21 protein-coding genes are annotated in these 23,544 nt (G+C 70.3%); 3 read left to right on the top strand and 18 right to left on the bottom strand.

Going from position 1 to position 23,544, the window contains the following annotated elements; genetic code table 11:
• Positions 1–267: 267 nt before the first annotated feature.
• From galT to Aco04nite_RS26225, 4 genes are all read right to left on the bottom strand, one after another.
• Positions 268–1,359, bottom strand: a complete 1,092-nt coding sequence (gene galT / locus Aco04nite_RS26210; protein WP_212999923.1) for a galactose-1-phosphate uridylyltransferase — start codon at positions 1,357–1,359, stop codon at positions 268–270.
• Entirely contained in the window at positions 1,356–2,132 is a 777-nt protein-coding gene (locus tag Aco04nite_RS26215) for a DeoR/GlpR family DNA-binding transcription regulator (protein ID WP_203836291.1), read from the bottom strand. Before Aco04nite_RS26215 ends, galT begins: the two co-directional genes overlap by 4 nt.
• A 93-nt stretch (positions 2,133–2,225) precedes the next feature.
• Positions 2,226–3,140, bottom strand: a complete 915-nt coding sequence (locus tag Aco04nite_RS26220) for a glycosyltransferase family 2 protein (RefSeq protein WP_212999924.1) — start codon at positions 3,138–3,140, stop codon at positions 2,226–2,228.
• On the bottom strand, positions 3,137–4,069 hold the full coding sequence (locus Aco04nite_RS26225) for a sulfotransferase family protein (RefSeq protein ID WP_212999925.1): 933 nt from the start codon (positions 4,067–4,069) through the stop codon (positions 3,137–3,139). The genes Aco04nite_RS26220 and Aco04nite_RS26225 overlap by 4 nt, the downstream gene beginning before the upstream one ends.
• Positions 4,070–4,131: 62 nt before the next feature.
• Here Aco04nite_RS26225 and Aco04nite_RS26230 point away from each other — a divergent pair, with 62 nt between their 5' ends.
• Together Aco04nite_RS26230 and Aco04nite_RS26235 are read left to right on the top strand one after the other, a co-directional pair.
• Positions 4,132–4,911 carry a WecB/TagA/CpsF family glycosyltransferase gene (locus Aco04nite_RS26230; protein ID WP_212999926.1) on the top strand — a complete coding sequence of 260 codons (780 nt, stop codon included), beginning with the start codon at positions 4,132–4,134 and terminating at the stop codon, positions 4,909–4,911.
• 33 nt (positions 4,912–4,944) lie between these two features.
• Positions 4,945–5,310 (top strand): VOC family protein, encoded by a 366-nt coding sequence (locus Aco04nite_RS26235; protein WP_212999927.1) that lies wholly within the window; start codon positions 4,945–4,947, stop codon positions 5,308–5,310.
• Here the strand turns inward: Aco04nite_RS26235 and Aco04nite_RS26240 are convergent.
• The 13 genes from Aco04nite_RS26240 to Aco04nite_RS26300 all read right to left on the bottom strand — a co-directional run bounded on the left by Aco04nite_RS26240 (position 5,300) and on the right by Aco04nite_RS26300 (position 20,067).
• The gene (locus Aco04nite_RS26240) at positions 5,300–6,283 is read right to left on the bottom strand and encodes a glycosyl hydrolase (protein WP_212999928.1); all 984 of its coding nucleotides are present in this window, start codon (positions 6,281–6,283) and stop codon (positions 5,300–5,302) included. The two genes, Aco04nite_RS26235 and Aco04nite_RS26240, sit on opposite strands and share 11 nt — an antisense overlap.
• A 4-nt stretch (positions 6,284–6,287) precedes the next feature.
• A complete protein-coding gene (locus tag Aco04nite_RS26245; RefSeq protein WP_212999929.1) occupies positions 6,288–7,019 on the bottom strand; it encodes a methyltransferase domain-containing protein in 732 nt (243 codons plus the stop codon).
• Positions 7,016–8,518, bottom strand: a complete 1,503-nt coding sequence (locus tag Aco04nite_RS26250; protein ID WP_244876305.1) for a lipopolysaccharide biosynthesis protein — start codon at positions 8,516–8,518, stop codon at positions 7,016–7,018. The genes Aco04nite_RS26245 and Aco04nite_RS26250 overlap by 4 nt, the downstream gene beginning before the upstream one ends.
• Positions 8,515–9,393, bottom strand: coding sequence for a sulfotransferase family protein (locus tag Aco04nite_RS26255; RefSeq protein ID WP_212999930.1), 879 nt, complete (start codon positions 9,391–9,393; stop codon positions 8,515–8,517). The genes Aco04nite_RS26250 and Aco04nite_RS26255 overlap by 4 nt, the downstream gene beginning before the upstream one ends.
• Positions 9,393–10,649, bottom strand: coding sequence for a hypothetical protein (locus tag Aco04nite_RS26260; RefSeq protein ID WP_212999931.1), 1,257 nt, complete (start codon positions 10,647–10,649; stop codon positions 9,393–9,395). Before Aco04nite_RS26260 ends, Aco04nite_RS26255 begins: the two co-directional genes overlap by 1 nt.
• A complete protein-coding gene (locus Aco04nite_RS26265) occupies positions 10,639–12,015 on the bottom strand; it encodes an O-antigen ligase family protein (protein ID WP_212999932.1) in 1,377 nt (458 codons plus the stop codon). The genes Aco04nite_RS26260 and Aco04nite_RS26265 overlap by 11 nt, the downstream gene beginning before the upstream one ends.
• A complete protein-coding gene (locus Aco04nite_RS26270) occupies positions 12,012–13,745 on the bottom strand; it encodes a tyrosine-protein kinase domain-containing protein (protein WP_212999933.1) in 1,734 nt (577 codons plus the stop codon). Before Aco04nite_RS26270 ends, Aco04nite_RS26265 begins: the two co-directional genes overlap by 4 nt.
• 111 nt (positions 13,746–13,856) lie before the next feature.
• Positions 13,857–15,380: an adenylyl-sulfate kinase gene (gene cysC / locus Aco04nite_RS26275; RefSeq protein ID WP_212999934.1), complete on the bottom strand. Its 1,524-nt coding sequence runs from the start codon at positions 15,378–15,380 to the stop codon at positions 13,857–13,859.
• A 109-nt stretch (positions 15,381–15,489) separates the two neighbouring features.
• Complete coding sequence (locus Aco04nite_RS26280; RefSeq protein WP_244876306.1) at positions 15,490–16,635, bottom strand: FxsB family cyclophane-forming radical SAM/SPASM peptide maturase; 1,146 nt, start codon at positions 16,633–16,635, stop codon at positions 15,490–15,492.
• Positions 16,636–16,676: 41 nt separating this feature from the next.
• Positions 16,677–17,387 carry an ABC transporter permease gene (locus Aco04nite_RS26285; protein ID WP_212999935.1) on the bottom strand — a complete coding sequence of 237 codons (711 nt, stop codon included), beginning with the start codon at positions 17,385–17,387 and terminating at the stop codon, positions 16,677–16,679.
• A gap of 1 nt (position 17,388) precedes the next feature.
• Positions 17,389–18,300, bottom strand: coding sequence for an ABC transporter ATP-binding protein (locus Aco04nite_RS26290; RefSeq protein ID WP_212999936.1), 912 nt, complete (start codon positions 18,298–18,300; stop codon positions 17,389–17,391).
• Positions 18,297–19,160, bottom strand: a complete 864-nt coding sequence (locus tag Aco04nite_RS26295) for an ABC transporter permease (protein ID WP_212999937.1) — start codon at positions 19,158–19,160, stop codon at positions 18,297–18,299. Before Aco04nite_RS26295 ends, Aco04nite_RS26290 begins: the two co-directional genes overlap by 4 nt.
• A complete protein-coding gene (locus tag Aco04nite_RS26300; protein WP_212999938.1) occupies positions 19,153–20,067 on the bottom strand; it encodes an ABC transporter ATP-binding protein in 915 nt (304 codons plus the stop codon). Before Aco04nite_RS26300 ends, Aco04nite_RS26295 begins: the two co-directional genes overlap by 8 nt.
• A 117-nt stretch (positions 20,068–20,184) precedes the next feature.
• On the opposite strand from Aco04nite_RS26300, the gene Aco04nite_RS26305 reads away from it, so the two are divergent.
• Positions 20,185–20,643, top strand: coding sequence for a GvpU-like protein (locus Aco04nite_RS26305; protein WP_212999939.1), 459 nt, complete (start codon positions 20,185–20,187; stop codon positions 20,641–20,643).
• A gap of 15 nt (positions 20,644–20,658) precedes the next feature.
• On the opposite strand, the gene ppc is transcribed toward Aco04nite_RS26305, so the two are convergent.
• Positions 20,659–23,454, bottom strand: coding sequence for a phosphoenolpyruvate carboxylase (ppc, locus tag Aco04nite_RS26310; protein ID WP_212999940.1), 2,796 nt, complete (start codon positions 23,452–23,454; stop codon positions 20,659–20,661).
• Positions 23,455–23,544: the final 90 nt, after the last annotated feature.

The raw sequence follows: 23,544 nt of genomic DNA on the forward strand, positions 1-23,544 counted from the left end.
CCGCCCCGGGCCTTGAGGCCGGTTCGGGCAAAGGGAGGCCAGCCTGGTATTGAGGCCAGCCTAGGCACGGAGGTTGGCCTGGCGCTAGGGCCGGCCTGGGGCTGGGGTTGGGCTGGCGCTGAGGCTGAGCTGGGTTCTGACGCCGGGCATGGGTGGGTGGCCCTGGCGGTCAGCCGGGTGGCGTGCCGGGGTGGTGGGGGCTTGAAATGGGTCGGGCCCCGCCGAGAGCGGACCGCTCGGCGAGGCCCGGGGAAGCCGGGGGGTGGGTCAGATGATGTCGCGCAGGGTCTGGGCGGCCTTTTCGGGGATGACGTCGTTGATGAACGAGCCCATGGCCGATTCGGAGCCGGCGAGGAATTTCAGCTTGTCGGCGGCGCGGCGGATGCTGAAGAGCTGGAGGTGGAGGTAGCCGAGTTCGCGGCCTTCGCCTGTGACGGCCTGGTGCCAGGCGGAGATGTAGGGCATCGGCTTGTCGAAGAGGGCGTCGAAGCGCTTCAGGATGTCCAGGTAGAGCGGGCCGAAGGCGTCCCTCTCGGCGTCGTTCAGGGCGGGGATGTCGAGGACGTGGCGGTTCGGGGCGATCTGGACCTCGAAGGGCCAGCGGGAGGCGGCGGGGACGTACGCCGTCCAGTGTTCGTTGGCGGAGATGATGCGGATGCCGGATTTGATCTCGGCGGCGAGGACGTCGGCGTACAGGTTGCGGCCGCCGGTCTTCTCGGCGTGGCGGGCTGCGGCGCGGAGCATGGCCTGGGTCCGGGGGGTGACCGTGGGGTAGGCGTAGATCTGGCCGTGGGGGTGGTTGAGGGTGACGCCGATCTCCACGCCGCGGTTCTCGAAGGGGAAGACCTGGGCGACGCCGGGCAGGGCTGACATCTCGGTGGTGCGGTCGGCCCAGACGTCGACGACCGTGCGGACCCGGGCCGGGGTGAGGTTGCCGAAGTAGCTGTTGTGGTCGCTGGTGAAGCAGACCACTTCGCAGCGGCCGACGCCGGGGCGGACGGGGACCAGGTCGGTCAGCGCGGTGATCTCGTCGGGTTTGACGCGGTCGCTGAACGACGGGAACTGGTTCTCGAAGGTGACCACGTCGTAGTCGGGCGCCGGGATCTCGCTGGCGAACTCCGGGGTGGACGGGCAGAGCGGGCACTTGTCCGAGGGCGGCAGGAAAGTGCGGGTCTGGCGGTGGGCGGCGACCGCTACCCATTCGTCGACCAGGGGGTCGTAGCGCAGCTGGGAGGTGGGCGGCGGGGGCGGGAGCTCCCGGGTGTCCGGCCATTCGCCGCGGTCGTGGGTCGGGGTCTCATCGAAATAGACGAGCTCCCGGCCGTCGGACAGCCGGATCGCTGTGCGCTTCTCGATCACTGGGCGCTCACCACCATGAGTTCGTTCACCTGTTCCGCGAGGATCGTGCGTGCTGTTTCGTCGAGCTGGTCGTCCGTGATGACCACGTCGGCGCGGTCGAGCGGGACGATAGAAGAAATGCCGACCGTTCCCCATTTGGTGTGGTCGGCGAGGACGACGAGGCGTTCCGCCGCTTCGACCAGGGCCCGGTTGACGTCTGCTTCCATGAGGTTCGGCGTGGTGTAGCCCGCGCGTTCGCTCATGCCGTGGACGCCGAGGAAGAGCATGTCGAGGTGCAGGGTGCCGATCGCCGCGACCGCGACCGGGCCGACGAGGGCGTCGGAGGGGGTGCGGGTGCCGCCGGTGAGGACAACCGTCTGGTCGGGGCGCCCAGCGCGGTAGAAGACGTCGGCGACCGGGATCGAGTTGGTGACCACGGTCAGGTCGGGGACGTCGACGAGGCGCTGGGCCAGGCCCGCGGTGGTGGTGCCGGCGGAGAGGGCGATCGCGTCGCCGGGGGAGACCAGGGACGCCGCGCGCATGGCCATGGCGGCCTTTTCGGCGCGCTGGCGCACGGATTTGGCGGCGAATCCCGGCTCGTGCGCGGATCCTGGGCTGACCGTGGTCGCTCCGCCGTGTACCTTCGCGAGTAGGCCACGCTCTGCAAGCGTTTCCAGGTCGCGGCGGATCGTCATGTCGGAGACGTTGTATTCGGTGGCAAGCTCACTGACGCGAACGCCGCCCGCAGCCCGCACCCGATCGAGGATCGCAGCCTGCCGCTGCTGGGCAAGCATCAGAAGCCCGCGACAAGGCGGCAGAGCGGGAACCGCACTATTTCGAACACGTGCGAACACTACCCGGTGAGCGGGTGTGCGCAAAAGAGTGTGTTAGATCCCTCGCCCGCGTTTGTGCAGGGCAGACAGTACGTTTTCCACCTTCACCGCTCCGGTCATCGCGGCGAGGGCGATGGCGGTGCGTGGTTCCTTCCAATTGGCGCGTACGGCCTCCTTGCTGAACTGCCACGCCTGTGACCGGTTACCGGTGGCCGCGGACCAGCACGCGAGCTGCCCGTAGACACGAGCGGCGCCCGGGCCGCAGCCGCTGATCTCCGGGTGGCGTTGCATCATCCAGCGCAGCGAGGAGATCTTCGTGGCGTACTCGTACGCGTAGTGCGAGGTCCGCCCCCACAGCACCCGGACCAGCGGCTCGTCCAGGTGCACGATCGGGTTCCGGCGCGCGGCCCGCAGCAGCAGGTCCCAGTCCTCGTTCTGACTGCCCGGTGCGTCCTCGGCGACGAGTCCGATCGCGTCGTCGCCCAGCGCGCTGCGGCGTACTAGAAAAGAAGAGGAATGCAGCATCGCCAGGCGGGACCGGGCCAGCTCATCCACCGTGACCCGGCTACGGCCGGCCAGTCGCGGGGTGGTCCGGCCCTCGAACTCGACCTCGATGGCGCAGGTGGCGAACTCGGCCTCCGGCGCGGCGACCAGGGCGGCGACCTGGTGACGCAGCTTGTCCGGCGCCCAGACGTCATCGTCGTCGCAGAACGCCACGAACTCGGTGTCCAGGGCGAGGACCCCGGTGTTGCGGGCGCCGGCCAGCCCGGAGGTGCGCCAGTTGGTGAGGACGAGGACCTGGGTGCCCGGTAGAGAAGCGAGGAGGTAGTCGGGTTCGGTCTGGTCGTACACAACGATGATCTTCAAAGCTCCGGGGTAGTTCTGCGCGCGGACCGCGTCGAGCGTCTTGCGCAGCAGGGTGGGCCGGTCGCGGGTGGGGATGACAACGCCTACGGAAGGCCAGTTCATGACGGCTCCAGGGAGGGGTTGAGGGGGTAGCCGTACGCCCGCAGCATGGGCGCGCAGACGGCACCGACGAGTCGCCGCTGATTGCGGGGCAGGGAACGGACCCAGGCGTCGTCGCGACGCAGCGGCAGCCGCCCGACGGTGAAGCGCATCGGGTTGCCGGCCGCGCTGTGACCGACGCCGAGGTCCGCGTACCCGTCACCGAGGAAGTCCAGGTCCGACGGCCCGATCGTGAGGCCGGCGAATCCCGCCAGCGACAACAGTGCGGTGCGCGGGTCCTCGAGGAACTGTTCGTAGCGGATCCGGCGCACGGGGACTCCGCGGCGGGACAGCAATCCGAAGGCCGCGTTGTGCGCGTTCCAGAGCAGGGCGGACCGGCCGGGGGAGTAGCGCGTCATGTCGCTGCCGTCGGCCTCGGGGCGGGCGACGGTCTTGGTCCACGAGTACGCGACCCCGCGCGCATCCCGCACCACGTGTACGACCCGCAGGTCGATGTCCTCCGACCAGCGCAGCACGTGGGCGAGTGCGCTGTGCTTGGACGAGTCGACGACCACGGACGCGCCGGAGACCTCGGCCGCGGCGGCGTACACGCGGGAGTAGAAGCTCGCGTACTCGCGTACCTGAGGATCGGGGTGGTAAGCCCGGGCGAGCCGCGGGATGTAGCGGGTGCGTTCCACCGCGTCGCGCAGCGCGTGCACTCGGGTGACGTCCACATTGGCCCAGCCGCCGAACGCGAGGTCACCGACTCGGCGCCAGAACGAGCACGCCGCGAACCGGGAGCCGCAGCCGCAGCGTTCGTTGTCCCGGATGTCGCGCTGCCAGAGATGCACGATCTCACCGAGTGTGCGGACCGACGGCAGTTCGCCGAGCAGACGTTCGACGAGTGTGGTGCCACTTCGTCCCAATCCGCCCAAATAAAGTACCCGTGCCACTTTGGCCCACCTTCACTCGTTTCGCTCCTATAACGAGCGAACAACGGCTAAGGAGGCGACGGTTGTCCATCGAGGCTTTCGAGCGCGTGCGGCTGGACGGCACGGGCTTCGACCCGATCACCGAGGGCGAGGTGGTCGCGGTGGTACGGGAGGCGATCGCGGCAGGTCGCGGCGGCCGGATCAGCACGCCGAACATCGACATCCTGCGGCAGGCCCGGCGCGACGACGGCGCACGGGCGTACCTGAACAGCGCGGATCTGACCGTGGCGGACGGCATGCCCCTGGTCTGGGCGAGCCGGCTCAGCGGCACCCCCCTGCCTGAACGGGTGGCCGGCAGCAGCCTGATCCGGTCACTCTCGGCGGGTCTCGCGCGCGACGGCCGCTCGATCTTCATCCTGGGCGGCAGGCCGGCCGCGGACGGTCGCAGGGACGGTGCCGCCCGCGCCGGCGAGCGACTCGCCGCAGACCACCCCGGACTCACCATCGCAGGGACGCTCTGTCCCCCTCACGGCTTTGAGAATCACGCCAAAACGTACGCCCGACAGCGCGCGACAATCGCAAAATCCGACCCGGACCTCGTCTTCGTCGGCCTCGGCTTCCCCAAGCAGGAGGCCGTGATCGACCGCCTCCGCGAGGTCCTCCCCCGGGCCTGGTTCATGGGCTGCGGCGCCGCCGTCAACTTCGTAGCGGGCGACGTCGACCGGGCGCCGCGCTGGATGCAGCGCACCGGTCTCGAATGGGCCCACCGCCTCGGCACCGAACCGAAGCGCCTCGCCGGCCGCTACCTCAAACACGACGCCCCGTACGCGCTCCGGCTCCTCGCTCAGGCAAGCAGGCGCTAGAAACCGTACGTCCGTCTTGCTATAAAGGCTGTCATGTTCGAGCGACTGCACCACGTGCTGCTGGCCATCCCGCCCGGCGGCGAGGACGACGCCCGCGCGTTCTACCGCGACGTGCTGGGCATGACCGAGCTGGAGAAGCCCGAGGAGCTGCGGACCCGCGGCGGGTGCTGGTTCCGCAGCGGCGGGTGGGAGGTCCACCTCGGCGTGGAGAAGGAGTTCGTACCCGCGCGAAAGGCGCATCCGGGCGTACTCGTCAAAGATCTCGATGGTCTCGCGGCCCGGCTCGGGACGCACGGCCGACCGGTGGACTGGGACGGCGGCTTCCCAGGCCACCGGCGGCTGTACTCCTTCGACGGTCACGGCAACCGTTTGGAGTTCCTGGAGCCCATTACTGGTTGAAGTAGGGATCCTCGGTGAGCTTGGTGAAGGCGTCGAACGCGGGTTCGTCGCCGGTGAGCTGGAACTGCTGGTTGGGGCCGTTGCCGTCGGGGTCGGACTCGAAGTAGACGACGGCCTTGATCTGCGGGTTCGCCTTGAAGGTGCGCTCGGCGTCCGACAGCCACGCCGCGCGCCCGGCCGAGCCCCACGCGCGGGCCACCCCGAACTCCCCGATGATGATCGGCTTCGGGCGCTGGGCGGCCCATTGCAGGAACGGGCCCATCAGTGCGCCGATCGGCTGGAACGCGTTGCCGGCGTACACGTCGACGCAGGTCCAGTCCACCTGGTCGTCGCCGGGGTAGAAGGCCGGGGCGTCACCCCGGGTGAAACCCTCGGCGGTGGGACACCAGACCCAGGAGACGTTCCTCGTGTGCTCCTCGGCGAAGATCTCGCGGATGTGCTCGTACGCGGCGATGTAGTCCGGACCCGACCACATCGTCGCCCGCAGGTTGGGCCGGTCCATCTCCCACCGGATGCGCAGCAGCACCGGCGCGTCCACGGCCTTGATGGCCCGGGCCTGCTTGTGGATCAGCCGGTCGTAGTTGCCCGCGGTGATCGAGCGGTTGTCGCCGGTGGCCCAGCTGACCATCAGCGTCGCGCCCTCGTCGAGCAGCTCGTAGTCGGAGTCGGTGCCGACGAGCTGCTCGAAGCGGCGGTACGTGTTGACGATGTCGAGCGGCCGCCCGAGGTCGTCCTCCAGCGAGTCGACGGCCCGCAGCCGTCCCTTGTCGCTGAGGTCGGCCGGCTTGATCCACGCCCCGACGTACGCGCCCGAGGTCGGCGCGTCGACGGGCCCGGCCTCGAACGGTCCGGGATTGACGGCGACCGCGGCCGGCGGGCTGGTCAGGTCGGGAGCCGGTGGCGGTTCGGGCTTCGGGTGCGAGGTGCACCCCGCGAGGGCGAGCACGAGGAGAAACGCGGCAGCGCGACGCATGCAGCTACTTCCTGCGCCGCGCGGTGTAGAGCACGTTGACCGCCAGCCCGTCCGTACCGGGCAGCGCGCGGGCAGCCGTGTCGATCGCCCGCGCCACCGGATTGCGGCTGAGCGACTCGGTGAGCATCGTGAAGCCCTTGCGCTCGATGATCTCGAAGCCGTGCCGGTCCAGCAGCGTGACGATCTCGGCGTGCGAGAGCTCGGCGAACCAGCGCTCCCCCGAGTGCCGCCGTGCCCGCAGGTGCCGCACCGAGCCGGCGTTCCCGTGGTTCTCCACGACCAGCACGCCCGAGTCGGGGGTCGACAGCACCTTGCCGGCGAACTCGATCGCCCGGTCGCGCACGGCTTCGTCCACATTGAGCAGCAGCCGGAACAGCGTCACGATCGCCGGGTGCCCCGCGGGGACCGGGTTCGGGACCGGGCCGTCCGCCGGGATCTGGTGCCATTTCGCCTGCGAGCCGACCTGCTCCGCCTTGGCCATCATCTCGGCCGAGGTGTCGTAGCCGTGCGCCTCGCGGACCAGGCCGTGCAGCGTACGGATCGCCCGCCCGGTCCCGCAGGCGAAGTCGTGCTGCGCGGGAAGCTTGCGGCCGAACTGGCGGGCCACGAGGTCACGCAGGTATGCCTGCTGCCGCTCGTTGATCCGCGACGCGTAACTGTCCGGCGCGTACGTGATGTGCTCGTACTTCTCGACGGCGTCCGCGTCCTGGAACACCTTGGTGTAGTTCGTGGTCAAAGCGATCCTCTCGAAGGCTGTCGGGGTTTGAAGGCGTGGAGCGCGAGGCGGTGACGCAGCAACCACGTGCCGGCGGCGAAGGCGATCGCACCGAGGGCGGTGGACAGGCCGAGACCGAACGCGCCCTCACCGGCGATCGCTGTCACAGCAAGGGGGAGTACGCCGAAGCACGCGATCGACAACGTCCCGGCGGCGAGAGTCCCGCGCCCGAACGGGTGCAGCCGCGCGGACCGTGCGACCTGCACGAGGGGCAGCAGGTTGTTGGCGACCATCGCGCAGGCCAGCCCGATCGCCGCGCCGAGCGCGCCGTACGCCGGGATGAGAAGCACGTCGAGCCCGATCGTGACGACGAGCGCGACGAGCACGTTGAGCAGGTTCCACGACGTACGCCCGGCCATCGCGAGCACCATGTCGACCATCCCGCACCCGGTGGCGACGAGCATCGCGCACGCCAGCACCACCACCACGGGCGCGCCGGACGTGTAGTGCCCGCCGAAGATCCGCAGGTAGACGGGCGCGTAGAGGATCACCAGCAGGTTGATCGGCCACGTCACCAGCACCAGCCAGCCGGTCGCGGTCTGGTAGAGGTGACTCGCCGTGGCCCGGTCACCGACCGCGAGGGCTTCGGCGAGGCGGGGCTGCACGGACTGCGAGATGCCCTGGTTGGCGAACTGGATCAGCACGACGAAACGGCCGGCGACGGCGTAGACGGCAGCCGCGGCGAGCCCGCCGAGCGCCGCGACGAGCAGCACGTCCACGCGTTGCAGGGCTAGCTGCGCGACGCTGGCCAGCGCGCGCGGGCCGGTGAAGCGCCAGAAGTCGCGGCGCAGGGCGAGCCGTTCGCTACCCCGGCTGCTGCGCTCGCGCGGTCTGCCGGAGCGGTAGACGCGGCGCAGCGCGAACGCCGCCAGCACGGTGACCGGCACGTACGGCACAGCCCAGGCGAAGGCGAGCGCCGGCAGGGAGGAGGTGAACAGCAGGGCAGCCGTACCCACGCAGAGAAGTTGGAGAACGCTGCGGACCACGCGGTCGAGGGCCACGGTGGGGCGCATCGCCTTGTAACCGCGGGTCGCGGTGAGCAGCGTGTCGGTCATCGCCTGGAACGGCAGGAAGACGGCGAGCATCCGCAGGCCCGCGGCGTGCTGGTCGAACGCCGGCGCCCACCACCACAACGCCCCGGCCAGCACGAACGACAGCACGAAGACCGGAACGAGACCGGTACGCAGGCACGTGCCGAGCAGGTGCTCGCGACCCGTTGCCCGGAGGCGGGCCAGCCAGTAGACGAGCCCGGTCGGCGTACCCAGCTTGGCGAGACCGCCACCCAGCACGAAGGCCGCGGTCGCCGCGAAGAATGCGCCTGCTTGTTCCGCACCGAGCGCGCGCGCGACGACCCACGTGACGATGACGCCGGTGCCACCCGCGAGCGCGGACCCCACCATGTTGGCGAGACCCCCACGAGCGACACCCCGCGTTTTGTTCTCGGCAAAGGCGAGACTCACGCTTTACGCCACACGGGTACGCGACCCAGCCAAGCGGTCAGCGCCTCGTCGTGTGACGCGTAGTAGTTCTTCAGTTCACGCCGCAGGCCGGGGTCCATGTCGGACTCGCGCGGGCGGGCGTTGTGCTGGTCGAACACCGGGCGCTTCATGTTGATCGGCAGCCCGAGGAACGCGCAGACCTCGTCGTAGACCTGCTCGGGTTGCGCGAAGAAGCGTTCGCTCTCGACGACGTGGATGCGTTCCCGGCCGACGTGCTGCGCCATGACGCTGAGGTAGCGCGCGTACTCGCCGCGGGCCTTGTAGGCGTGGTGCTGGTGCGCGAACGAGTAGTACGCCGGATCGGAGGCGAGCTTGTCCTCCTGGCGGTGCAGCCGGGCGGGTTCGAGCGCGAGCGCGTTGCCGAAGTCCCGCTCGTTCTCGTACCCTCGCGCGACCTCGTGATGATGCTGCGAGTAGGCGCGTTCCACCGGGTCGCGGACCAGCACCACGAGCTTCGCGGCGGGCAGGTCCGCGGCGATCCGGGCCGCGGCCTGCGGGTGGTACATGTAGTACGGGCTCGACTCGAACGTCTGCGCCGGCACGCCGTGCAACTCTTGGATCCGCTCGGCGTGCCGCTTGCGCGGGAAGTGCGCCTTGTACCACGACATGCCGTGGTCGTAGTCGATGTCGAAGTAGTGCACACCCTTGTGCAGGACGGCCTTGAGCACGACCGGATGGGCGGCGAGCGCGCGGTACAGCGACGTGGTGCCGCAGCGCTGACCGCCGCAGATGAGGAACGACGGTGTCATCCGGCTGGGCGAGGTGAGCCGCCCGTACGACCGCGACCCCAGGTGCACCACCCGCTTGACCGGCGAGGGAACCCTCCGCACATCCATTACAGCTCCTCAACCCTTCTGATGAGTACGGGTAGCAGCCACGTCCCGAGCACTCCCAGCCGCGCGCCGGCCTCGGCCTGGCGATCGGTGAGATAGCGGGTGGCGAGGTCGACCAGGTAGAGCAGCGCGGTCAGCTCACGCAGCTCGGCGGGTACGCCGAACGGGGCGAGCAGCTCATCGGCGCGGCGTACGGTCGCCTCGACCGCCGACCCCGCGTCGCCGCTGGTCTGGATGCGGCGCTGCAGGTCGTGGTGCACGGCGTCGAAGCCGACGGGTACGCCGTTCGCGAACCGTTCCCAGTCCCACACCAGCAGCGCGTCCGCGAGGTTCGCCATGTTCCAGGGCGCCCAGTCGCCGTGCCACGCGCCGTACCGCATGCTCTGCTCGCCGGACCGGGCCACCAGCAGCTCGGCCGCCGCCGTGAGCGCAACCCCTTCCGGCCGGTCGCCGACGGAGTGCAGCCGTCCCCGCAGGTCGTGCCAGTACGCGCTCACCCCCAGCGACCCGTTGGTGTAGCCGCAGCACCCGGCGATGTCGACCATCGCGGCGGCCAGCCGGCGCGGGGTCAGCGGCGCCCGCGGCAGCCACACCGGCAGTGCCGACTGGACCAGCACCTGCAGGCCACGCCACTGACCGGCGTGCAGCACCTTCGGCACGGTCAGCTTTTCCAGACCGGTCTTGTCCAGCGCGATCAGCGCCGCGGTCTCGGCCTTCACCAGGCGCTGGGTCAGCGGCCCGATGCCGACCTTGCCGAAGCCGAACGTCTCGCCGTCCGGGCTGATCAGCTGGAGGACCGGTTTGCGGTTGGCCCGCACGGGTCCGATGTGGATGCTGATCGACAGGTCCCGGCCGAGTGCCTCCCGCAGGTAGCCGTCGATGCTCGCCGACGCGGGCCCGGTCACCCGCACCCGGTCGCGGAGCAGCACGCTCGACGCCCCGGTGCGCAGGGCCGCGACGACGGCGTCGCGCTTGAGCCGGGCGGCCCGGGACTGGGGTTCGGCGTAGCGGCGTACGGCCGCCGTCGCGACCCGCCGTGACGTGGTGGGAACCAGCAGCCGGGGGCGGCGCGCATCCGGCACGACGAGGTATTCCGCGATCGGCTCGCCGTGCCGGTCACCGCCGCCGCGATGCTGGCCGAACGTGAACCCGGTCTCGCAGGGCGCCGGATAGAGCAGCTCCAGGACCTCGGTCAGGTACTGCGTCCGCAGCGCCGAGTCGCCGGCGGTCAGCTGCTCCGGCGCGGTCTTAACTGCCATGAACGTCCCCCTCGAGTTCGTTGCGCCAGAGCAGCGCGTAGGCCAGGAACATGAACGCCAGCGGGGTGGGGATGGCGTTGTACCAGAGCATCGCGGAGAACGAGCTGACGATCGCGGCTCCGGCGGCGATGCCGATCGGGGTGCGGTCACGGCGGAAGCGCCACAGCCCGTACCCGAAGAAGGCCAGGTAGGCGATGGTGCCGACGGTGCCGTGGGCGTACATGAGCTGCCAGAGTTGCCCGTTGCCGCCGACGGTGAAGTTGCCGCAGCGCTCGCACGCGGAGCTCTCGCCGACGGTGATGGAGTTGCGCCCGCCGATGGTGTTGCGGGTCGAGCCGTACCCGATGATCGGCGACTCGGTGAAACCGTCGACGGCCCGCTCGATCAGGAACGTACGCACGCCGTTGGACTTGCCGTTGTCGAGCCGGGCGTTCACCACGTCGCCCAGGGGAGTGACGGTGAGCGCGACAGCGAGCCCGGCACCGGCCAGGCCCAGCGCCGCGAGGACCCACAGCCGGCCCATCAGCACGTAGCGTCCGGCGACGTAGAGGACCACGACGCCGATCCCGATCCACAGTCCGCGGTTGAGCGAGACGACGGCCGGCACGATCGCGACCACGAGGCAGAGCAGGGCGCGCAGTTTCGGGCCGGTCCGGCGGGTCGCCCACGCGGCCACCACGACCCAGCCCGCGAGCAGGCAGAAGTTGTTGCCCCAGGTGTTCGTGTAGCCCCAGGGCGCGGCCGGGCGGGGTTTCTCGGTGCCGACGATGTCCATGATCTGGGCCGCGTACGGGTGGACGAGCGACTGCACGAAGCCTTTGCCGCGTACGCCCTCCGGCAGCAGCCACTCGACCGGCGACGTGAACTCGAACTTCCCCGCGAGGATGCCGAGCAGCCCGCCCGCGACGGTGACGACGAAAAGCCAGCCGAGGAGTCGCACGAGGCGGCGGCGGGACAGCTCGGACTCGGTGAGGTTGCCGGTGTAGAGCAGCAGGAGCGTCAGGGACGCGTACATGACGAGGCGGTAGACGACTGCCAGCAGGCGATCGCCCGCGTGCTCGGCCACCGTCCCCGCCGGATCGGCACCCAGCGCCGCGATGCTGATCAGAACCGCGATCAGGAAGAGCGCCCACCAGCCGGCGCCCGGGGGGAGTCGCAGCTCCCGGCCGGCGGTCCGGCGCCGGACCAGCAGCACAGCCATCGGCGCCGCCATGATCGGGAAGATCAGCACCCCGAGGCCGAGCGCCCACCACAGCGGGTAGAGGGCGAGGATCGCCGCTACCGGCCAGGCCGGGAGCGCGGTCGGCCGTGGCGGTTCCGCGCTGTGTGCCCCGCGCAGCGCCCCGCCCGGGACGACCAGTGTCACTTCTTCTCGTCCGTGGGTTGCTCTTTCTTACCGGCACCGGCGGTGGCCTTCTCCGCCTTGATCACGGTGGTCACCTCACCGGCGCCCTCGATCTGCCGCGGGGCGCGGGCGCCGGCCACGGTCGGCAGCTTCTGGGTGCGGTCGCTGTCGACGGCCGGCAGTTCCGGCGCCTGCTGCGCGCCCAGCATGACCGCGGGCAGGTTCTCCTCCGCGATGCTGCGCGGCATCTTGCTGAGCTGCGGCAGTACCACCGCACCGAGCAGCCGGGTGCCGACCCGGCGCAGCTGCTCCGCCGCGTCCAGCAGGGCCGGGCGCTTCGAGCGGCGCAGCTCGACGGCGAGGATGGCCGCGTCGGCGAGGCTGGCGAGGCTCTGCGCGTCGGCGCTGCTGCTCGTCGACGGCGCCTCGATGACGACGTAGGCAGCCTGCCGCCGCAACGCGTCCAGCGTGTCGCGCAGCCGCTGCGACTGCATCAGCCCCGCCGCGGTGGCCGCGCCACCCGTCGTGATGACCCGCAGCGCCGGGATCCGCGGGGTGCGCTGCAGCACGTCCTTGAGCACGACCCGCCCGGCCAGCAGCTCGGACAGCCCCGGCGAGGTCGAGACCCCGAGCATCCGGGCCAGCGGCGCGGCGTCCATCACGCTGTCCGGCAGGTGCGCGCCGATCAGGACGACATCGCTGCCGGTACGCGCGAGCGACGTCGCCAGGTTCGCGGCCACGAGCGTCGTCGCGGAACCCCGGCTGGCCCCCGTGACGACGATGATCTGATCGCCGGCGGTGAGGCTGGCCAGGATCTCGTTGCGCAGCCGGTTGAAGATCCGCCCGCCCGGCCCGTACGGCTGCAGGACGTCGTCGAAGGTCGGCGTGGTCCGCTCGTCCAGGGCGGCCAGCACCGGGATCCGCCCCCGGTCCCTGACGTCGACGGCCGTACGCAGCCGCCGGTCGAACCGCTCGCGCAGGAACGCGCACCCGAGCCCGAGCAGCAGGCCGATCATCGCGCCGCCGGCGAGGTTGAGCATCGAGTTCGGGCTGACCGGTGACTCGGGCTCCCGCGCGTCGCTGATGACGCTGCCGGCGTTGATGGTCGCGGTGGTGAGCGCGTTGAGCCGGCCGGTCAGATCGTTGAGCTGGTTCTGCGAGTTGCTGCGCAGGCTCTCCAGGTTGGAGCGCTCGGAGCTGCCGCTGGGCGACCGGGACAGCTTGGTGTTGATCAGGTTGAGGCTGGCGTTCTGCTGCCGTACTTTCAGGTTGAGCGACTTGATCTGCTCATCCAGCACGGCCCGCGCGGTCTCGTCCCGGTTCAGCAGGTACGCCTCCGCGAACGCGTGCGACCCCGTCTGAGCGTCCCGCGCGTTGTCCGCCGAGAACCGGATCGTGAGAACCGTGGTGTTCGGCGGCACCTCGACCGAGACGTCGCGGGCCAGCTCCACGGGGGAGACCGGCGAGCGCAGCAGCGCCCCGGCCCGGGTGGCCACCGCGCCGGAGACCACGAGCTGAGCCTCGTTGTCGAGGTTGACGGAGCCCTTGGTCCGGCCGTTCTGGGAGTTGGCATCCTGCTCGACCGGCAGCACCAGCACCAGGGTCGAGGCCTCGTAGACCTTCGGCATGATCCGGGTCACCGCTACGCCGGCCGCGACCCCCGCCACGGTCAGCAGCAGCACCAGCCACCAGTGGCGGCGGAACACACCCAGGAAGTGCGAGAAATCGGCGGACGGGCGAGTCGCTTCCATCGGTACGGCGGCCCTTTCGCGGGTGGAATAGCTGCAACGGCGATCGGGCGTGTTGCCCCCGGAGGGGTAAACGGCTCGATCGGCGTTGCGTAACTACTCCGCCGCGACGTGTTACTTCATGGCGGGCTCCACCCAGCCGCTCTCCACGAGGTATGCCAGGACCTGATCGATGGCCTCGGGCACTGTGATGTCCGTGGTGTCGATCGTCAATTCGGCGTCGGCGGGCACCTCGTAAGGGTCGTCGATGCCGGTCATGCCCCGCAGCTGACCTGCGCGTGCTCGGGCGTAGAGGCCCTTGCGGTCGCGCTGCTCGCACACCTCGAGCGGGGTCGCCACGTGCACCAGCACAAAGCCGGCTCCCGCATCCGTGGCCATCGCGCGCACGGACGCGCGGGCGTCCTCGTACGGGGCGATCGGGCACGCGATCGCCATGCCCCGGTGCCGGCCGACCTCCGCTGCCACCCAGCCGATCCGTCGCACGTTGGCATCACGGTCGGCGCGGCTGAACCCCAGCCCGGCCGAGAGCTCGCGGCGCACCACGTCACCGTCGAGGAACGTGATGGTGCGCTCGCCGCTCTCCCGCAGCGAGTCGGCCAGCCCGCGGGCGACCGTGGACTTGCCGGAGCCCGAGTAGCCGGTGAAGAAGACCACCAGGCCGCGATGCCGGCGCGGCGGCCGGACCCGGGACAGCTCCTTGGCCACGGCCGGCGGCGTGTGCCAGTCGGGCAGCGGGAAACCCCGGTCGAGCAGGTCGTTGATTTCCTGCGGCCGCATCGCCAGCCGCCTGTTGCGCGGTGGGATGTCGTCGCGCCAGCGCCACTGACCGTCCCGGTTGTCGTACGCCAGCTCGCGCGGCACCAGCACCCGCAGGCCACCACCGGAGAGCATGTCCCCGGTGGACAGCACGTGCGTCACGCCGTAGGAGACGGCGACCCGCGCCCGCAGCAACGCGTCGCGCATCTCGTCGCCGCGGGTCATCAGCGGCACCGCCACGATCGTCGCCGGGGGCATCCGGTCCCGCGCGGCGAAGATCGCCCGGACCAGCGCCTCCGGCGGCAACCCGTCCGGCCCCGGCCCGACCACGGGAATGAAGATCAGCAGGTGGGCGGCGAGCGTGCGCGCGGCATGCGCGATCTGCGCCAGCTGCGGTCGGTGCAACGGCCGGTCGGCGATCACCCCGAGGACCCGTCCCGGTGGGAGCAGAGCCTTCACTTCTTCGGGCGTACGCCGCAGACGCTGGAACGGCCCGTGCCCGCCGTCGCCCATCCGCCGCACCGTGCCACCGATCGCCCACATCCGATTGGCGGTCGGCCACGTGTCGGTCACCTCGACGGCCGCGACCGGCGCCCCCTCGGGATCGGTGAGCACCACCGTGCGCCGCAGCGGATCGCCCAGGTCGAGGCGCTCACCGAGCTCAGCCGGAATCTCGCAGGTCACCGCCACCGGCCACGACGTCCCGTCCGCCAAGCGGCCACGGCGTCGCAGCGCCTGCAGATCCGCCCGGCCGAGAAACCCGGTCAGCGGCGCATAGGCACCCGACAACAACAACTCGAGGTCGGCGAGTTCGTGCGCGCGCGGCGTGTAGGACGGCGCGTCACGCAGCACGTCCTCGGGCAGCACGGAACCGTCGTTCACCTGAGACTCCCCCTGCAGTGACTTGATGGACAGTTTCTCAGTCGTGCTCCCCAAGGTCGAGCGGGGTCCTCCGATACTGCTCTTTACGGGGCTGTTGTGACCTGAGTCACTACAGAGTGACGAGTGGGGCGAGGTCAGCGGCCAGCCGACGGCTGATATGCCCGATGAGCAGCCGCATATCCTCGCAGTAGACGGTCGGGTTGCGGAATCCTTCGCCGGGACGGAACCGGTGCGCGTAGTGCCCACCGCCGCAGACCCGGTGGATCGGGCACTGCTGGCACGTCTCGGCGAGTGCTTCGACGCCGATCTGCCGCGCGACGATCCCGGGATGCCGCAGTGCCGCGTCGAAGGAATCCGTGAGCACGTTGAGCCCGGTCCCGGCGGCGCCCGGGTAGGCGCTCTTCAGCGAGTCGACCTGCTCGATCGAGCCGTCGGTCTCGATCACCGCCACGGCGACGGGGCTCAGCCCGGCCTGCTCGGACCGGCCGTGGCCGCCGAGCACCAGGCTCATGACGTCCTCGAACAGCCGGATCCGGGTCTCCTGCCGGGGTGCTGCGTACCAGCGGTCGAAGACCTCTGTCAGCCAGGCGCCATGGGCCCGGCCCGTTGCCGGTGGGTTCGCCCAGTTCGTGTGGGGCAGCAGAAAATCGATCTCCGGCGGGGCATACGCGAGCAGGCTCTCGTACGTCGTGACCGCGTCGGCCGCCGGGTTGACCGTGCACAGCAGCCCGGCGAAAACCCCCTTGCGGGCCCCGAGCAGCCGCAACGCCTTCTCCACCGCACGGTAACTACCCCCGCCGTCGCGGAATCGCCGGTGCCGGTCGTGGTCCTCCTCGACGCCGTCGACGCTCACCCCGATCCTGACGTCCGCACCGGCCAGCGCGTCGAGCATCGCGTCGTCGAGCAGGACCCCGTTGGTCTGCATGCCGACCGTCAACCGGCACCCGGACGGCATCGCGGCCCGCAGGTCACCGATCAGGCTGATCAGCCGTCGCGTCCCCGCGAGCAGCGGCTCACCGCCGTGCAGCACCACGTGCACCCGGTCGAGCCCGTGCTGAGCGGCATGTTCGCCGATCCGCCGCGCTGCCGCCCGCCAGAGCGCCGGCGTGATGACCCTTGGCCGATCCCGCCAGCTCTGATCAGCGAGCTCGTAGACATAGCAGTAGTCGCAGGCCAGGTTGCAGCGCTGATGAACCTTCAGCACGAATTCCCGCAACGGCGTCGGCCGCCACCCGCTGCTGCGGAGGCGGCCCACGTCGAGATCGCGATGTGGCCATCGCGGATCCGGGATTTCGGTCAGCTGGTCTCTCCCGCCATGGAGAAGCTCCGCAGCCGGTCGATGGAGGCGATGGCGCAGCCGAGGATGAAGATGGCTGCCATGATCGCCGCGACCGGCAGGGAGACCTTGGATTCGAGCAGTGCGGTCGGCTCGATCTTGTCGGCGATCGTGATCACGTACTGCTCGATCGAGAGTACGCGGGTGCCGCTGACGAAGCGGCCCAGCAGGCCTTCCCAGACCAGGATGTAGACCAGGCCGAGCAGGACCGGGCGGCGGGTCAGGAGGCTGAGCAGCAGGAACAGTGCGGAGTAGGCGAATGCGCCGACCACTGCCGCCACGGCGAGAGCCAACCCGAAACGTACGGAGTCGGCGAGCCAGCCCGCGATGAACAACGGGATCGCCGAGCTGAGCGCGCTGACGCCGACCGCGACGCCGAGCTTCGCCAGGATGATGTCGCGGCGGGGGAGCGGCTTGGTGAGGATGTGGACGATGGTGCCGTCGTCCACCTCGGAGCCGAGCACGCCGGTGCCGACGATCAGCGAGATCACCGGGAGGACCACGGCCAGTCCGAGCCCGACGAGGACCGGGACACCCCAGTCGGCGGGTGCGACGCCGACCGCGCGGCACAGTGTGGCCAGGCCGATCAGCAGGACCGGCAGTGGCAGCAGGAGCAGCGCGCGGCGGCGGCCGAACAGGCCCCGCGCCGTGATCCAGGCGACGGTCGACATGTCAGGCCTCCAGCAGGTAGGAGAAGACGCTCTCCAGGGATTCGTCGGACGGGATCAGCTTGCGCAGGCGGATGCCCGAGTCGAGGGCGATGCGGGGCAGGGCGCGGGTGAAGTTGCCGTAGTCGGCGGCCCGGACCGTCATGCCGGTGGCGTCGATCTCGACGCCGCTGACCGACTTCTCGCCGATCAGGGCGACGGCGAGGCGGCGGTCGTCGGAGGACTGCACCGCGAAGACGTGCGGGCGGTTGGTCATCAGGCGGCGGATGCGGCGGAAGTCGCCGGAGGCCGCGAGCCGGCCGGCCACGATCACCTGGACCGTGCCCGACACCTGCTCCACCTCTTCGAGGATGTGCGAGCTGAACAGGATCGTGTGGCCCTGGTCGCCGAGCCCGTGCAGCAGCTCCATCATGTGCATGCGCTGGCGCGGGTCCATACCGTTGAACGGCTCGTCCAGGAGCAGTACCTGCGGGTTGTGCACGAGCGCCGCCGCCACCCGGGTGCGCTGGCGCATGCCTTTGGAATACGTCTCGATGCGCCGGTCGGCGGCGTCCTTCATCTCGACCATGCCGAGCGCCCACTCGGTGGCGGCCTTCGGGTCCGGCAGTTTCTGCATCCGCGCCGACGCGGCGATGAACTCGCGGGCGGTGAGGAAGCCGTGGACGGCCTCCCGCTCGGCGACCAGGCCCAGCCGGCGGTAGATATCGGGGTTCCGCCAGGTCGGGGCATCGTCCACGGTGACCGTGCCCCGTGACGGCGCGAGGAACCCGGCCATCATGTGCAGGATCGTCGTCTTGCCCGCGCCGTTGGGCCCGAGCAGGCCGGTCACGCCCGGGTTGAGGGTCATGCTGATGTCGTTGACGGCGACGACGTTGCCGTACCAGCGCGACACGTTCTGCAGGTTCACGGTGGTCACAGCGAAGCCACCTTCCGGTAGCGGGCGAGCAGGAGCAGCAGGCAGCCGGCGATCAGCGTGATCGCCTCGATCAGGTACACCGGGCCGAAGCGGCCGATGAACAGGCCCGTGTTGGCATCCGGGACCAGCCACTGACCGACCCCGCTGACCAGCGTCATCGGGCTGGCCAGACCGGCGAGCTCCTGGGCGTCGGTGGAGCGCAGGATGGAGAGCACCCCGACCACCGGCGTGGTCATCAGGAACACCGCGACGATGCCACCGGCGGCGAACGCCCGCTTGCCGGTCAGCGACGCGATCAGCAGGCCGATGCTGGTGAACAGCAGCGCCCACAACAGGCTGTAACCCCATGCCGGGAGCAGGTCGCCGAGCTCCTTCCAGACGTCGCTCATGCCGTTCTTGGCGGTGAAGGCCGCGCCCAGGAACATGATGAACTGCGGCACGGCGAGCAGCGCCCACACGGCCGTCACCATCGCGGCGACCTTCGCGCCCACGTAGTCGGCGGCACGCAACGGCCGGCTGAAGTAGAGCGGCAGCACCCCGGCGCGCATGTCGCGGGACACGAGCTCCGGCGCGACGATCGCCACGAAGAAGATGATCAGCCAGCTCATCGCGTCGGCGAACTGGATGTAGTTCAGCGGCAGGAGACCGGTCTGGGCACGCACGGCCGCGAGGATCACCGCGACCAGGCTGACGATCCCGAACACCAGCCACGGGAAGATCTTGGCCTTGGCGGAGCGGCCGAAACCGTACGCCGCGCGCAGCCCGTGCACGTAGAGCGAGTTGAACACCGCGCCGCGACCGAGCCGGGGGCCCTCGTAACGCTGGTATCCGATGTCATGGATGACGCTGGCTTCAGACATCAGCCTTCTCCCTCGGGGCGAAGAGCTCGGCCACGCGGTGGCGGCGCTGGTCAAGGCGGTGCAGCGGAAGATCCAGGTCGGCGACGGCCCGCAGGATCCGGTCGTACGTGTCCTCGCGCTCGAGCGGCACGAGCAGCACCCGCCCGTCGATGCGCACCGGCAGGTCGAGCTTTTCGAGGGCGTCGGCCAGCTCCTGCGTACCCTCCGAGACCTCGACCGCGAGAACGTCGCTCACCTCGGTCATGTTCGAGATGCGGTCGGCGCGCAGCAGCTTGCCGCCCTCGATCGCGACCAGCGAGTCGCAGATCTGCTCGACCTCGCCGAGCAGGTGCGAACAGGTGACCACGGAGATGCCGAACTCGGTGCCGATGCGGTGCACGAGCGCGAGCATCGCGTCGCGGCCGGCCGGGTCGAGCCCGTTGGTCGGCTCGTCGAGCAGCAGCAGATCGGGGTCGTGAACCAGCGCCTGAGCGAGTTTGACCCGCTGCTTCATGCCGGTCGAGTAGCCGCCGATCTGCCGGTAACGCTCCTCGTAGAGCCCCACGTGGCGCAGCGCCTCGGAGGCGCGCTCGCGCGCGGCCGTCCGCGGCAGGCCGCTGATCCGCCCGAGGTGGGTGACGAACTCGGCGGCCGAGACATCCGGCGGCAGCGCGTCGTGCTCGGGCATGTACCCGACCCGGTTGCGGACCTGGTCGGGCTGCGAGGTCGGATCGAGATCGAAGACCCGGACCGTGCCGCTGGTCGGCGCGATCAGGCCCAGCATGATCTTGATGAAGGTGGACTTGCCGGCGCCGTTCGCGCCGACCAGGCCGACGATGCCGGGCTCGACATCGACGGTCAGGTTGTCGAGCGCGGTCACCCGCCCGCCGTATGTCTTGGTCAACCCTTGGGTCACGATGAGGCTCACGCGACTCAGAGTAGGGACGCCACGCACCCGCGGGGATCGGTGATGACCCGGAGCCAACCCTGAGGTGATCACCCGTTTTCACTAGAAGCGACCGGATGCTGGCTTACAGTCAGGGCCGTGCCCAATTCCTTGCGGTCCGACTGGGGCGAGCCCGACAGCGTGCTCGCCACCTACGTCACGCTCATGGACCACCTCATCGAGCCTGTCGACCCCGGCCCGATTCTGAGCCTCACCGTGGACGGCCTGCTGGTCAGCGGGGAGTTGATCCCGCAGTGGCAGTGGTTCGCGGAGCTCAGCGAACTCAACGACCACGCCGACGCCTTCTATGTGGGCGTGGCCGAGAACGTCAAGGAGCAGTCGGACCTCGCCCACGAGGCGACCAAGGTCCGCGACATCGGCGGCGAGATGACCCAGCGGCAATATGTCGCTCTTACCGCGCCGACCCGTTACATCCACCTGCGCAACACGCTGATCTATCACCCGAACCAGGACGCGTCGGGCGACGGGGTGCTGTGGCGGGGGCGCCTGTCCGACGTCTCCGGATGGACTCCGGGAACGACGAACAAGCGCCCCTGACCTGCAAATATCCGATCAGCCGGTGTTACGCATGCCGGCGGCGATGCCGTTGACCGTGGTGAGCAGGGCCCGCTCCAGGGCCGTCGAGTCCGACGGTGAGCGGCGCCCGCCCGGGGCCGTGGCCATCTGGCGTTCCGTTTCGCCCAGGTCGCGGTACTGCCGCAGGAGGGCCACCTGGAGGTGGTGGAGCGGCTCCAGGTAGGTGTCGCGGACGCCGAGGGTGCGGGAGAGCTCCGGCTGCGAGGACAGCAGCGTCTCGTGGCCGGTGATGTCGAGGATCTGCTCGACCGACTTGGCGTACTCCTCCTCGATCGTGGTGAAGATCGGGCGGAGCGCCTCGGGGACCAGGGTCTCGACGTAGCGGCGGGCGATGCTGAGGTCGGTCTTCGCCAGCATCATCTCCACGTTGGAGATGAACGTGCGGAAGAACTGCCAGTTGGCGTACATCTCCTTGAGGACGTCGGACTGGCCCGCCTCGCGGACGGCGGTCAGACCGGTGCCCACACCGAACCAGCCGGGGACGATCTGGCGGGTCTGGGTCCAGCCGAAGACCCACGGGATCGCTCGCAGGCCGCCCAGGCCGGCGTCGGCGTTGGGGCGCTTGGACGGGCGGGAGCCGATGTTGAGCGCGCCGAGCAGCTCCGTCGGGGTCGCCGCCCAGAAGTACGCCGGGAGGTCCGGGTTCTCGACCAGGGCGCGGTACTGCTTGAACGCCGAGCCGGACGCCAGGTCCATCGCCGCGTCCCAGCGGACCAGGGAATTCAGGTCGACCTGCGGCTCGGTGTGCAGCAGGGTCGCCTGCAGGACCGCCGCGACCGTGAGCTCGAGGTTCTCCCGGGCCAGGGCGGGCAGGGTGTACTTGTCGGAGATGACCTCGCCCTGCTCGGTGACCTTGATGGCACCGTCGAGCGTGCCGTAGGGCTGGGCCAGGATCGCCTCGTGGGTGGGGCCGCCGCCACGGCCGACCGTGCCGCCACGGCCGTGGAAGAGCCGCAGGCGGACGCCGTGCCGGGCCGCCACGTCACGCAGCGCGCGCTGCGCCTTGTGGATGGACCACTGGCTGGTGGTGATGCCGGCTTCCTTGTTGCTGTCGGAATAGCCGAGCATGACCTCCTGCAGGTCACCGCGGGCCCTGACGATCTCCCTGTACGCCGGGAGCGACAGCATCTCGTCCAGCAGCTCCCCACCGGCGTCGAGCTCGGCCGGGGTCTCCAGGAGCGGGACGATGCCGATCCGCGCGCGGGACGTGTGGATGTCGATCAGGCCGGCTTCGCGGGCGAGCAGCGTCGCGGCGAGCACGTCGTCGACGCCGAGGGTCATCGAGATGATGTACGACTCGATGACCTCGGAGCCGAACCGGTCCTGGGAGTCGCGGATCGTGCCGAAGACGTCGAAGGTCTTGCGGGCCGAGTCGGTCAGCGGCGTGTCGGCCGAGGAGAGCGGGCGGCGCCCGGTCAGCTCGGTGGCGAGCAGCTTGGTGCGCTCCTCGCGGCTCAGCGCGTTGTAGTCGTCGACCTCGCCGACCTCGGCGTACATCTGGGCCAGCACCTCGTGGTGCTTCTCGGCGTGCTCGCGCACGTCGAGGGTGGCCAGCTGCAGGCCGAAGGCGGAAACCGTGCGGATCGCCGAGGCGACCGTGCCGACCGCGGTGAGCTGGCCGGAGTTGCGGGCCAGGGAGGCGCGCATCAGCTCGAGGTCGGCGATGAGCTCGTCGGTGCCGAGGTAGTCGCGGCCGGCCACGTGCGGTGTGCCGCGGCGCAGGCGTTCGCGGGTGTTGGCGAGCTTCGCCTTGACGCAGCGGACCTTGAGCCGGTAGGGCTCCTCGGCGTTGACCCGGCGGAACCGCTCGGCCACCTCGGGCAGCGCGTCGAGGTCGGCGGCGAGGCTGGCGGAGAGGTCGAGCGAGACCCCGCGCAGCCGGCGGGAGACCGACAGCTCGTCGATCAGCGCGTTCATCGCCTGCTCGGTGGCCTGGATGCCGTGCTCATGCTGGATCATCAGCACGTCGCGGGTGACCGCCGGGGTGACGAACGGGTTGCCGTCGCGGTCACCGCCGATCCACGTGCCGAACGTCAGCGGGCGGGCGGTCGGGGCGGTCTCCACGCCGAGCTGGCGCAGGGTCTCCGCGAGGTCGTCGAGGACCTGCGGGGCGGCCTCGGCGTAGAGGTCCTTGAGGTAGTAGACCGCGTTGCGGGCCTCGTCGGTCGGGTCCGGCCGGTCGAGGCGCAGCTCGTCGGTCTGCCAGAGCAGGTCGATCAGCTCGGCGAAGCGGCGGGTCGACTGGCTGGTGTCCGACGCGCCGAACAGGATCGCGGCGCTGGCCTCGGCGTCGAGCGTGTCGGCGAGCTGGCGCAGCTTGGACAGGATCGAGCGGCGCGAGGCCTCGGTGGGGTGCGCGGTGAAGACCGGGCGCACCGCGAGGCGGCGGGCGGCCGCGGCGATCTCGTCGGCGGGCACCCCCTTCTCGGCGATGAGCTTGGCGGCCTGGTCGAGCCAGCCACCGTCACGGGCCCGGCGGCGCCGCAGGTCCCGGGAGCGGTGCACCTGCTCGGTGATGTTCGCCAGATGGAAGTAGGTGGAGAACGCCCGCGCCAGCTTGGTGCCGGTGGTGACGTCCATGGCGGCGAGGCGCTCGGCTGCCGCCGGGGCGTCCGTGCGGACGAGCGCGCGGACCTCCTCGACGAGGTCCAGCAGCGGCTTGCCCTCCTGCCGCGCGAGGGTCTGGCCGAGCAGGGTTCCGATGCGACGGATGTCCGCGCGCAGCGCGGCGTCGGGCCCGTCCGGATCTAAGTGGCCTTGCTGGTCTGTCACTGGGGCGCTCCTTTGCCTTCAGGTGCTCCAGGACCGCGCTGTCCCGACCCCGCGATCGTATCGGTACGACCACCCACCGGCGTGATTTGA

The sequence above is a fragment of the Winogradskya consettensis genome (assembly GCF_018332715.1).
GTDB lineage: Bacteria > Actinomycetota > Actinomycetes > Mycobacteriales > Micromonosporaceae > Actinoplanes > Actinoplanes consettensis.

Bases quoted from the DNA above. Each gene is read 5' to 3' on its own strand.
- Aco04nite_RS26215 (WP_203836291.1), bottom strand. From the start codon at position 2,132: ATGCTTGCCCAGCAGCGGCAGGCTGCGATCCTCGATCGGGTGCGGGCT.
- Aco04nite_RS26220 (WP_212999924.1), bottom strand. From the start codon at position 3,140: ATGAACTGGCCTTCCGTAGGCGTTGTCATCCCCACCCGCGACCGGCCC.
- Aco04nite_RS26235 (WP_212999927.1), top strand. From the start codon at position 4,945: ATGTTCGAGCGACTGCACCACGTGCTGCTGGCCATCCCGCCCGGCGGC.
- Aco04nite_RS26240 (WP_212999928.1), bottom strand. From the start codon at position 6,283: ATGCGTCGCGCTGCCGCGTTTCTCCTCGTGCTCGCCCTCGCGGGGTGC.
- Aco04nite_RS26255 (WP_212999930.1), bottom strand. From the start codon at position 9,393: ATGGATGTGCGGAGGGTTCCCTCGCCGGTCAAGCGGGTGGTGCACCTG.
- Aco04nite_RS26260 (WP_212999931.1), bottom strand. From the start codon at position 10,649: ATGGCAGTTAAGACCGCGCCGGAGCAGCTGACCGCCGGCGACTCGGCG.
- Aco04nite_RS26270 (WP_212999933.1), bottom strand. From the start codon at position 13,745: ATGGAAGCGACTCGCCCGTCCGCCGATTTCTCGCACTTCCTGGGTGTG.
- Aco04nite_RS26285 (WP_212999935.1), bottom strand. From the start codon at position 17,387: ATGTCGACCGTCGCCTGGATCACGGCGCGGGGCCTGTTCGGCCGCCGC.
- Aco04nite_RS26295 (WP_212999937.1), bottom strand. From the start codon at position 19,160: ATGTCTGAAGCCAGCGTCATCCATGACATCGGATACCAGCGTTACGAG.